Here is a 10,706-nt window from a genome sequence, read left to right as displayed (position 1 = left end):
TTAAACAGATACAATCTTCCCGGTTTTTGGTATTATCGGTATTAATAATTCTGGCTGCATGCACGCGGGCTCTGCCCAGATTGCTGCCTGATATGTGGAATTTTACTGCGGTTGGAGCACTGGCTGTATTTGCGGGAGCGAGGATAGCGGATAAGAAACTGGCTATTATTGTGCCGTTGGCGGCAATGGTATTATCAGATCTTTTTATCGGCGGTGATTTTACCAGGCCTGTTGTTTATGCAGCATTTGTCTGTATGGTGGTTTGCGGTATCCTGATAAAAGATAAGGTTTCTGTAACAAACGTAGCGCTTGCTTCTATTGCAGGAGCTGTGATATTTTATCTGATTACGAATTTTGCATTCCTTTATCCCTGGTATCCGCATAATATGCAGGGGGTGATGCAATCATATATTGCCGGTCTTCCTTTCCTTAGAAATATGCTTATTGCTGACGCATTTTACGGCGTTGTTCTTTTTGGAGGATTTTATCTTCTGGAACGGAAGTATCCGGCTATAAGCGCAGGCAGGATTTAAAACTTTAATTACCGGTGCTGAATACCGGGCGAACAGAAAAGGCTGGTTCATCAGAACCAGCCTTTTCTGTTTTATAATTTCAGGGCGTCCCCGGAATATCATCCCCTGATATGTCCATCCCCTTTTACCATCCATTTGTAACTGGTTAGCTCCTCAAGTCCCATAGGCCCTCTGGCGTGCAGCTTTTGCGTGCTGATCCCGATCTCTGCCCCTAGTCCGAACTGGGCTCCGTCTGTGAATGCTGTCGATGCATTTGCATACACCGCAGCAGCATCTACTGTTCTCAGGAATAGTTCCGTATTTTCTTCGTTTTCGGAGACGATGGCTTCACTGTGTTTTGAACTGTATGTACTGATATGGTCCAGTGCCTGGTCAATGCCGGCTACTGTCTTAACAGCTAATTTATAATCCAGGAATTCGGTTCCGTAATGTTCTTCTGAGGCTCTCATCAGAAGGTCTGAAGGGTACTTATTTTCAAGGGCACTATAAGCATCCGTATCAGCAAAAATCTGTACGCCCGAAGCGACAAGCGGGGCAACCAGAAACGGAAGGTCAGTGAGTCGCGACTGATGAATAACGAGGCAGTCCAGGGCGTTGCAGACGCTCACCCTGCGTGTTTTGGCATTGTTGACGATGGCCCGCCCCTTTTCTGCGTCACCCGATTCATCGAAATAAGTATGAACGATTCCTGCGCCTGTCTCTATAACCGGCACTTTAGAGTTTTGTCTGACAAAATCTATCAGGCCCTGACTGCCCCTGGGGATAATAACATCCACATATTTAACAGCAGTTAACAGCGCTTCCGTACTTTCCCTGTTTGGCGGCAGTAAGGTGGCTATAGAAGTACTCATGTGGTGTTTTAAGAGCACTTGATGTATCACGCTGATAATAGCCTGATTTGAAAAAGAGGCATCACTGCCGCCTTTCAGTACCGGGATGTTGCCGCTTTTGAGACAAAGAGAGAATACGTCGAATGTAACATTCGGCCTCGCTTCATAGATAATTCCTACCACCCCCAGCGGAACAGTTACTTTCTTCAGCTTCAACCCGTTCGGCAATTCCCGCGAATTTAAAACTTTGCCCAGGGGAGAACTAAGGCCCGCCACGTTCCGGATGTCTGAAGCGATATCCAGGATTCGTTTCTCCGTAAGCTTAAGGCGGTCATATCTTGGGTCGTCTTTGCTCATCCTCGCGAGATCTTTCTGATTTTCTTCTAAAAGCATACCGGTGTGAAGGACGGCTTGTTCCGCAAGATCAGAAAGTATCTGATTGATTTTATCATCGCTGCATGCGTTAAGCTCCCTGCCGGCTTTCGCTGCATTTTTAAACTGTGCCTCAAGTTCCATTTTCAATAAGTCTCCGGGTTTAAATATAGGTAATCGTAGTGTATAAGTGCTTTTTGGTTTTTTTGCCCGATCAGCTCAACTGCTTTGTCGGAGTTGTATTCTGCGATACCAAGTCCTACCGTTACCCCACTCTCATCTACCAGTTTTATAATATCGCCTTTTTTAAAGTCTTGTGAAATGCCGGTGATGCCTACCGGCAACAGGCTGGTCGCTTTTGAAGAACTCAGTGCCTGGCGGGCACCCTCGTTAATCTGAACGATTCCCTTTGCATAGTTTTCAGAGCTGGCGATCCACCGCTTCTTCCCTGAAGCTTTTTTTACCGGTGTGAAGCAGGTATTGATCACATCCTGCCGGAGAAGGCGCGGCAACACATCAGTGGTTTTACCATTGGCGATGTGTACTGTAATGCCCAGCTGAGCTATCTTATGTGCCATGTGGGATTTTGTAATCATCCCTCCCCTGCCAAACTGTGATTTCTGAGTAGTGATGAACGCTGAAAAATCATTAAAGCCCGGGTCTATGCGTGGAATTACTTCTGAACCCGGATCTTTCGGGTTGCCATTGTAAATGCCGTCCACGTTACTCAGAACGATCAGCGCATCGGCATTCAGCATAGAAGCTATCAGTCCGGCGAGCTCGTCGTTATCTGTAAACATCAGTTCGGTCACTGAGATCACGTCATTTTCGTTGACAACAGGGATTACCTGGTGCTGGAGTAAAATGCCAAAGCAATTCTTCATATTCAGGTAGTGAAGCCTGTCGCGAAAGTCTTCTTTGGTGACGAGCACCTGTGCACAAACCAGATCATGAGTTCCGAACAATTCTGAATAGGTATTGATCAGTTTGACCTGACCAATGGAGGCAAAAAGCTGGCGGGTGGCTACAGCGTCGAATTTGTCGGAAACAGAAAGTACGCTTTTACCGGAAGCAACTGCTCCGGAGGAAACCAGGATGACTTCTTTTCCCTGTTTTTTTATTTCGGCTATCTGAGTGACCAGATGGGCTATGCGTTCCAAATCAGGCAATCCATCTTCCCTTGTCAGGACATTTGAACCGATCTTAATTACTATCCGTTTATAGTCTAAGTCCATAAAAATGCTTAAATCTAATGAAAAAATACGTGTTTTCGTACTCTTTAAGCGGATATTTTGTTACGGTACATGTTTTGACCTAGCCTGGTGCACCTGCTTGTACAGGATAAAAATGAACGATTTATCCGAGATATGATTTCATGACGTTATCATATTGTTCGCTGGTAAAATACACCAGCGGCTCTTCTTCAGTGTGTGATGCCTCTATGATAATCTTTGTGCCTCCCGGGTATGGTTCTATTTCAATTATCCTTGCCTTTTCAAACCTGGTAGGTTCCCCATCTATCAATACTAGAAAAAAGTCTGATGCCATTCAATTAAATTAAGTAAAAGATGTTGCTGTATATTCAGTCAAACCTGCCGGATATGGCCGGCGACAACAAGCTAACTCCTAACCGCCCCCTTTGGTTTTAATGAAAGAATAACAACAAAGCATGGTACTGCGTTGTTATATTTCAAAAATAAGAAACCTATGAATATTCAGGATGGAAATCAGTGGAACGAACCAACAAATGAACCTAAGGGTAAAGGCCCGGAACCAAGGCAGCAGCATGACGGCAATGAAGATGCGATCAGGAAAGGCGCAAGGCAGGAAGACCAGTTAGATAGCCTGAAGCCTGAAAAAGAGGAGGACAAGGCACCGAACCAGGCAGGCAGCCCGCCTTTAGGTTCCATAGATCAGGGTAATAAGTAGTTGTAAGCGAGCTGTATGTAATTCGCAGACAGGCATTGAATATTTTTAGGTACATTCGTTGGTTTTAAATTCAGGAGTGTTTATGAAATATAATTCTTTGCCTGGTCTTTTCACCCTAACATTAATGGGTGTAACAGGTATCGTGCAAACTTCAACAGCGCAAAAATCAAAGGCTGAGTTTGAAGTTTCTGCGGAATCATTTGCGGATCTTCAGTTGCTGAGATATCAGGTCCCGGGGTTTGATCAGCTTACCCTTCAGCAGAAGAAGCTCGCGTATTATTTGTCTGAAGCCGGGTTATCCGGGAGGGATATCATCTATGATCAGCGGGGAAAGTACAATATCCTTGTAAGGAAAACCATAGAGAATATTTATGCTACTTATAAGGGTGACAGGAAGAATGCGAACTGGGAGAAGTTTAAAGTATACTGCGGACGTTTCTGGTTCAGCAATGGTAACCATCACCATTATGGCAATGAAAAGTTTATTCCGGAGCATTCTTTCGAATACTTCACCTCCCTGGTCAGGAACTCAGACATCAAAAGGTTTCCCTTAAATAAGGGGGAATCTGCCGATGCTTTTGTTAAACGTCTGAAGCCAATTGTTTTTGATCTGTCTTTTCAGCCGAAGATGGTTGATCTCTCACCCAATACGGATAATATAACCGCCTCCTCCAATAATTTTTATGAAGGTGTAACACAAAAAGAAGTTGAGGATTTTTATTCGAAGTTCAATACTAACGGAAATGCACCTTCATGGGGGCTTAATTCCAAGCTGGTCAAGGAAAACGGAAAGATCGTTGAAAAGACCTGGAAAGCTGATGGCATGTATGGAGCGGCTATTAAAAAGATTGTGTACTGGCTCGAAAAGGCTGCTACAGTGGCAGAGAACGAAAAGCAGGCAGATGCGATCCGCAAACTGATCAAGTTTTACAGAAGCGGCGATCTGAAGGATTTTGATGAATACAGCATCGCCTGGGTGGCCGATACGGCCTCCACCATAGATGCAACCAATGGCTTTATCGAGGTTTATAATGATGCTATCGGAAAAAGAGGGAGTTTTGAAAGTGTTGTTTCACTAAAGGATTTTGAAGCCACTAAAAGGATCAAAGCCATAGCAGCCCAGGCACAATGGTTTGAGGATCATTCTCCTCTTTTGCCGGAGCACAAAAAGAAGCAGGTGAAAGGTATTACAGCCAAAGCAATCACCGTTATTTCGGAAGCAGGCGACGCAGCACCTTCTACCCCTATCGGGATCAATCTGCCAAATGCTGACTGGATCAGGAAAGAACATGGCTCCAAGTCTGTCTCACTAAGCAACATTGTTCATTCTTACAATGTATCGAGCAGTTCGGGTGGTTTACTGGATGAATTTGCATACGGGGACGAAGTGAAAGCACGGATCAAAAAGTATGGTGCATTGTCTTCAGATCTTCATACCGACATGCACGAATGTATTGGTCATGCCTCCGGTCAGATTAACCCGGGAGTTGAAACCACCGACAAGACACTTAAGAATTATGCCTCAGCCCTGGAAGAAGCTAGGGCTGACCTGGTAGCGCTGTACTATGTGCTCGACCCGAAACTGATTGAAATTGGTGTTATGCCAAGTCTTGAAGTGGGAAAAGCCGAGTATGACAGCTACATCATGAATGGCCTTATCTCTCAGCTCACCCGTCTGAAACTGGGGGATAATCTGGAAGAAGCGCATATGAGGAACAGACAATTAAATGCCATGTGGGTGTATCAGATGGGCAAAAAAGACAACGTGATCGAGATGGTAAAGGTGAACGGCAAGACCTATACCAGGATCAATGATTACAATAAACTGCGTGAGCTTTTCGGTCAGCTGCTTCGCGAGATCCAGAGGGTTAAATCTGAAGGAGATTATGAAGGCGGTAAGCATCTGATCGAAACGTATGGTGTTAAAGTAGACCAGGCGCTGTTGAAAGAAGTCCTTGGGCGATATTCAAAATTAGGGCTTAAAGCTTATAAAGGGTTCATACAGCCTAAGCTTGTGCCGGTTATGAAAAACAATCAGATCACAGATATTAAAGTCACCTATCCTGCGTCATTTTATGAACAAATGATGGAGTATGGTAAGAACTATGGTTTCCTGCCTGTCGTGAACTGATAATTATACTATTTCTTGCAGTAACAAAAAAACCGGCTGGTCAGCCGGTTTTTTTTCCTTAATCATTAATTTAGGTACAAACTTCTATCTTTTTATTTGCATTAATAACCTCCTTATTTTAAGCACAAAGGCGTTTTAATGAGATAAAGGTAGAGCTCTTATGTGCGGTTGTGAATGACAAATATCAGTGATGAAGATGATGTTTATCATAAACCCTGCAAGGTGTTTTTACCATAGCCAGACACGCTAAATCCTTATTATCCGAAAAGATTGTTGGTGTACTCGAGTTTGATACGCGACTGGAAATCTTCTATTGTTTTGAAGATCTCTTTCAGGGTTACCTGCTCGATCTTCGTCAGGCTGGTTGGATCAATGTAGTTATCCGGCTGCGATTTATCGTGCATAATTTCCCTCGCCTGGTTTTTCAGACGCATAGCCATCAGGTAATAATACGAGTGGGTTAATTCCTGATATTCGGTATCGGAAAAAATTCCCTTCTCCTTCAGAGCTTTAAGACGTTCACCTGTATTTACCTTGTAAATCCGGTTTTTTAAGGCATATACACGAACGAGGTCTACAATGGGTGTCATTGCTTTCTTTATGTCAAAAACCTCCTGGCTTCCTACCGTAATGGTTCGGATGTTCCTGAAAAAGGATGTTAACGGCGGCTGGTACTGAAGGGCATTTTTCGCCATATAGAAAAATAGTTTCTCCATAGGCTGCTGCAATTTCTCGTCCAGAAACGCCCATAGTTCTTCCATGATGGATGCCTCGCCATAGAGATAGCGGCAGTCAAAGAAGGTCGAGAACTTAATTACCGTTTCAGGAAGGGAATCCTTCATCCACTCTTCGTAATTCCGTTTCCAGTGCGACAGGGAATGTGTCCAGTTTGGATTCTTAGCCATAAATCCACCTGTACAAAAACTAAATCCTATATAATCAAGTCGTTCCGAAACGATGTCGGCAAATTTTAAAAAGTATTCCCTTACCTCTTCCCTATGCTCGTTGGCTTTATCTTCATAAATGATGGCGTTATCCTGATCGGTCATCAGGGTCTGTTCCTTTCGCCCCTCACTTCCCAGGACCATAAATACAAACTTAGCAGGAGGTGTGCCTATCTCGCTGATCACGCCCTCAATCACCTTCAGTGCGATGGTGTCAGCTATAGTGGTAATGATCTGGTTGACAATCTCTGCATTTACACCCCTGCCGATCAGTTGGGTGATCATCTGCGGCACCTGCTCCCATTTTCCTTTCAATTCATCGACGGACTGAGCCAGCTTTACAGATTGTATGTACACAAGCGGCGACTGGGCCTGTTCGCTGAGAAGTTTGTTCCTGCTGATCATTCCTTTGAGAACCCCATTCTCTTCCACAACGATATACCGGGTCTTGCTGGAGAACATCATCAGGATAGCCTCGTAAACATATGCCTGGCTGTCGATCTTTACGACAGGATTATCGGCAATCGTTCCTACAGGAGCTTCCGGGTCGGTGCGTTCTGCTACCACTTTATCGCGGAGTGTAATATCGGTTACGTAACCCGTGGCGTTGCCCTCCTCATTCTTTATAATGATACAGCTCGTTTTATTGATAGCCATAAGCCGGGCAGCCTCAAAGATGGGAGTTGACGGCAGGCACCAGACAATTTCTCTTGCTTCTACGCTTTCCATCTTCCTCGAGTACAGCTGCTCGGAAGCGATATAGCTTTCTTCGAAGGAAGTAGGCTTTTTGGCAAAGTGTGCAAATTCTTCGTTCAGCATCCGCTTTCCGAAATCGACGGTAAAGTGGTGAAAGAAGTTTTCATATGCATGGCACAGAGCGCGGAAATCCTTTCTCGGAAGGAAATATACAAGCGTTCCCTTTTTGGCAATTACAGTTCTGAGCGATCTTTTTCGGTTGAGGAGAACGGAAACTCCGCCATAGCAGAAACCTGGCCCATGGTTTTCATTCAATCTCTTGTTATGGGAGCTGTCGTAAAAGAATGATTCATATTCGCCTTTGACTATGATATCAACACCCTTCATCTTCGTGATCTCCTGCTGGTAAATAAGCGTATCCTTACTGTAACTTATTTCATGGAGCAGATCAGCAACGCCTCCGACAACATCATCGGGAAGCAGATTAAAGGGAACAACATTTTTTAAAAACTCAGACCGGGTCATAGAAGACATACTATTAAAACAGTCAGCAAAAATACAAGCAAAACGGGAATCCCGTATCCAAGATACCTGGACTCTGCTTTAATTTTATTCATTTCCTGTTGCTGCTGTTCTATTTTCTCATCAGTAACCTCCCCTTTTCTCAGAAGCTCAAAAAAACAATCGGCGGTAGCCTGAGCGTCAAAAAGGGCATTATGCTGATTTTCGAGTTTGCGGTCAAATAAAGTGGAAAATAACTCGCCAAGCCTCAGATAATTCGCCTGTGGATTTCTCACATATTGTTTTGTGGCGAGCATGGTGCAGAACGAAGGCAGTTGCAATGCCGGATTTTCAATTCCCGTACGATAAAAATCAGCTCCGATGAGATGAAGGTCCAGTTCCGTAAAGTGCCCAACGATCATGGGGGTATATTGCAGGAGATCGGCTGCGAGTTTTGCCATCACCACCGCCCTGTCTTCACCCTCCGTTTTTCGGAATTCTTCTGATATGCCGTGAATCCTGATAGCTGATTCAGTAGATTTAAAGTCGTGGTTAGAAATATAATGATCTTCCTGTTTTACCAGCCTTCCATCCTGCGTGTAAACTATCCACGAAAGCTGAACAATATGCGGCCAGTTGTTGTGCTGAGAATAAGGAACGTTCCATTTTTTAGGAAGCCCCGATGCCTCAGTGTCTATGAACATTAAATATGGTTTCACCTTTCGTTTCCTGATTAGTGTGGATAGTTTAAGACCTTACGTTTCACAAATATAACGGACCCGGCTTATTTTTCGTTCTTTATCTCAAAATTTTCATACATGAAAGGAATTCTTGTGCAGAAGGCTTCGAAAAATGACTCAAGATTGATGGTGCAGAAGCTTGTGCCGCTTGGAAAAACGTATTTTTGTAGGCTTTTTTATACGCGAAAATCTAATGGCCCGCAATCGATTTAATAGTGGAACAGCCCCCGAAATGGAGCTGAATAAAGTAAAGATAAACAAACAGACAATAAAGACAGCAGCACAGCTCCTGTCGTATCTGAGGCCTTACCGGTGGAAGTTCTTTGCCGGGCTGGTATTTCTGTTCGTTTCAAGTACCACAGGGCTTGCTTTTCCGGCACTTATGGGGGCTATGATAGACGCTGCAAAGGGCGAACCTAAAGACTGGATCATCCCGACGGATATCAATATGATCGGGATCATTGCGTTTATACTCTTGTTCGTTCAGTCTTTCGTTTCATTCTTCCGGATCCGCTTTTTTGTTGAGGTGGCGGAGAAGTCGGTAGCCGACATTCGCCGGGATACTTATTTTAAGCTGATTACCCTGCCGATGAACTTCTTCGCAAACCGTCGTGTCGGAGAGCTGAACAGCCGGCTTTCGGCAGATTTGTCGCAGATACAGGATACGCTTACCACCACACTGGCGGAAATGGTGAGACAGGTCATCATGCTCACCGGGGGTATCACTCTCCTTGTTGTGGTATCTCCTAAACTGACATTGTTCAATCTTTCCATATTACCCCTGCTTGTGATCGCTGCTATATTTTTCGGTCGTACGATCCGGAAGATCTCAAGGCAGGCTCAGGATAAACTGGCAGAGTCGAATACTATAGTAGAAGAAACTTTACAGGGGATCAGTAATGTAAAGGCTTTTGCCAATGAGGCCTATGAAGCAGCGCGTTATGACAGGAGCCTCAGGGAGGTGGTTAAAATAGCGATGAGGGGTGCTACGCTGCGGGGCGGATTTGCCTCCTTTATTATATTCTGTCTCTTCGGTGCCATTGTTGCTGTGATGTGGTATGGTTCCATTCTGGTTTCTGAAGGGCTGCCGGTAGGTAACCTGACTACGTATATTTTGTATTCCCTGTTTGTGGGGGCTGCAATGGGAACTTTTCCCGAACTGTATGCTAACGTTCAAAAAGCCCTCGGATCAAGTGAGCGGGTGATTGAAATCCTGGGAGAGGATAATGAACCGGTTTCGATTGAGCCGGAAAAAAATGCGACGAGGCAGTTTATTAAGGGTGACCTCGCATTCAGCAATGTTCGTTTTGCTTATCCTTCCCGAAAAGACGTCATCGTATTACAGGGCCTTGATTTTGAAGCAAAGGCGGGTGAGAAAGTTGCCATAGTCGGTCCGAGCGGGGCAGGCAAATCCACTATTGCCTCCCTTATCCTGCGATTCTATGAACCTCAGCAGGGGGATGTGCTGTTCGACGGAAGACCGGCCGGGCAGTATGCGCTTACCGATATTCGAAACCAGGTTGCTATCGTACCGCAGGATGTACTCCTCTTTGGCGGATCTATCCGTGAAAATATTGCCTACGGGAAGTTAAATGCCTCTGAAAGTGAGATTATTTCTGCAGCAGAAAAGGCTAATGCCCATGGTTTTATAAGCGGATTGCCCGAAGGTTACGATACGCTGGTGGGCGAAAGAGGGATAAAACTTTCCGGGGGACAAAGGCAGCGGATCGCTATTGCCAGAGCCCTGCTGAAAGATCCTGCTATCCTTATACTCGATGAGGCTACCTCCTCCCTTGATTCCGAATCTGAGCGCCTGGTACAGGAAGCTTTGGAAGTTCTGATGAAAAACCGGACATCTATTATTATTGCACACCGGCTTTCGACTATCCGGGAAGCCGATAAGATCATTGTTCTTGAAAAGGGCAAGGTGGCGGAGTGGGGAACTCATGAAGATCTGATTAAAAACGAAGAGGGACTTTACCGCTATTTGAGCCAGCTGCAGTTTGATTTGGGAAACTGAGAAGGGGTAG

At 44.9% G+C, this 10,706-nt stretch carries 9 protein-coding genes; 4 read left to right on the top strand and 5 right to left on the bottom strand.

Annotated features, from left to right (window positions below; translation table 11 throughout):
• Positions 1-533, top strand: a 533-nt coding sequence (locus tag DDR33_RS03470) for a DUF6580 family putative transport protein (protein WP_238387653.1), incomplete at its 5' end; no start/stop codon positions are given.
• 98 nt (positions 534-631) lie between these two features.
• Here the strand turns inward: DDR33_RS03470 and DDR33_RS03465 are convergent.
• The 3 genes from DDR33_RS03465 to DDR33_RS03455 form a co-directional block, all read right to left on the bottom strand.
• The gene (locus DDR33_RS03465; protein ID WP_109414366.1) at positions 632-1,879 is read right to left on the bottom strand and encodes a glutamate-5-semialdehyde dehydrogenase; all 1,248 of its coding nucleotides are present in this window, start codon (positions 1,877-1,879) and stop codon (positions 632-634) included.
• A 2-nt stretch (positions 1,880-1,881) separates the two neighbouring features.
• Complete coding sequence (gene proB / locus DDR33_RS03460) at positions 1,882-2,970, bottom strand: glutamate 5-kinase (protein ID WP_109414365.1); 1,089 nt, start codon at positions 2,968-2,970, stop codon at positions 1,882-1,884.
• A 121-nt stretch (positions 2,971-3,091) separates the two neighbouring features.
• Complete coding sequence (locus tag DDR33_RS03455) at positions 3,092-3,283, bottom strand: hypothetical protein (protein ID WP_109414364.1); 192 nt, start codon at positions 3,281-3,283, stop codon at positions 3,092-3,094.
• A 159-nt stretch (positions 3,284-3,442) separates the two neighbouring features.
• Between DDR33_RS03455 and DDR33_RS03450 the strand changes: the two genes are divergently transcribed.
• Together DDR33_RS03450 and DDR33_RS03445 are read left to right on the top strand one after the other, a co-directional pair.
• Positions 3,443-3,664 (top strand): hypothetical protein, encoded by a 222-nt coding sequence (locus tag DDR33_RS03450; RefSeq protein ID WP_109414363.1) that lies wholly within the window; start codon positions 3,443-3,445, stop codon positions 3,662-3,664.
• Between the two features lie 82 nt (positions 3,665-3,746).
• Positions 3,747-5,795: a dipeptidyl-peptidase 3 family protein gene (locus DDR33_RS03445; RefSeq protein ID WP_109414362.1), complete on the top strand. Its 2,049-nt coding sequence runs from the start codon at positions 3,747-3,749 to the stop codon at positions 5,793-5,795.
• Between the two features lie 257 nt (positions 5,796-6,052).
• Here the strand turns inward: DDR33_RS03445 and DDR33_RS03440 are convergent, their stop codons facing one another.
• Together DDR33_RS03440 and DDR33_RS03435 are read right to left on the bottom strand one after the other, a co-directional pair.
• The gene (locus tag DDR33_RS03440) at positions 6,053-7,969 is read right to left on the bottom strand and encodes a DUF294 nucleotidyltransferase-like domain-containing protein (protein ID WP_238387652.1); all 1,917 of its coding nucleotides are present in this window, start codon (positions 7,967-7,969) and stop codon (positions 6,053-6,055) included.
• Positions 7,957-8,640, bottom strand: coding sequence for a 3'-5' exonuclease (locus tag DDR33_RS03435; protein WP_238387651.1), 684 nt, complete (start codon positions 8,638-8,640; stop codon positions 7,957-7,959). The genes DDR33_RS03440 and DDR33_RS03435 overlap by 13 nt, the downstream gene beginning before the upstream one ends.
• Before the next feature lie 229 nt (positions 8,641-8,869).
• Here DDR33_RS03435 and DDR33_RS03430 point away from each other — a divergent pair, with 229 nt between their 5' ends.
• Complete coding sequence (locus DDR33_RS03430) at positions 8,870-10,696, top strand: ABC transporter ATP-binding protein (RefSeq protein ID WP_109414359.1); 1,827 nt, start codon at positions 8,870-8,872, stop codon at positions 10,694-10,696.
• Positions 10,697-10,706: the final 10 nt, after the last annotated feature.

The sequence above is a fragment of the Pararcticibacter amylolyticus genome (genome assembly GCF_003130405.1).
Classification (GTDB): Bacteria; Bacteroidota; Bacteroidia; order Sphingobacteriales; family Sphingobacteriaceae; genus Arcticibacter; species Arcticibacter amylolyticus.
This window is presented reverse-complemented; position numbering and strand designations above follow the sequence as displayed.

Excerpts from the sequence above, each read along its gene's own strand:
- DDR33_RS03445 (WP_109414362.1), top strand. The coding sequence starts at position 3,747 with ATGAAATATAATTCTTTGCCTGGTCTTTTCACCCTAACATTAATGGGT.
- DDR33_RS03430 (WP_109414359.1), top strand. The coding sequence starts at position 8,870 with ATGGCCCGCAATCGATTTAATAGTGGAACAGCCCCCGAAATGGAGCTG.
- DDR33_RS03450 (WP_109414363.1), top strand. The coding sequence starts at position 3,443 with ATGAATATTCAGGATGGAAATCAGTGGAACGAACCAACAAATGAACCT.
- DDR33_RS03440 (WP_238387652.1), bottom strand. The coding sequence starts at position 7,969 with ATGTCTTCTATGACCCGGTCTGAGTTTTTAAAAAATGTTGTTCCCTTT.
- DDR33_RS03435 (WP_238387651.1), bottom strand. The coding sequence starts at position 8,640 with ATGTTCATAGACACTGAGGCATCGGGGCTTCCTAAAAAATGGAACGTT.
- DDR33_RS03455 (WP_109414364.1), bottom strand. The coding sequence starts at position 3,283 with ATGGCATCAGACTTTTTTCTAGTATTGATAGATGGGGAACCTACCAGG.
- DDR33_RS03465 (WP_109414366.1), bottom strand. The coding sequence starts at position 1,879 with ATGGAACTTGAGGCACAGTTTAAAAATGCAGCGAAAGCCGGCAGGGAG.
- proB (WP_109414365.1), bottom strand. The coding sequence starts at position 2,970 with ATGGACTTAGACTATAAACGGATAGTAATTAAGATCGGTTCAAATGTC.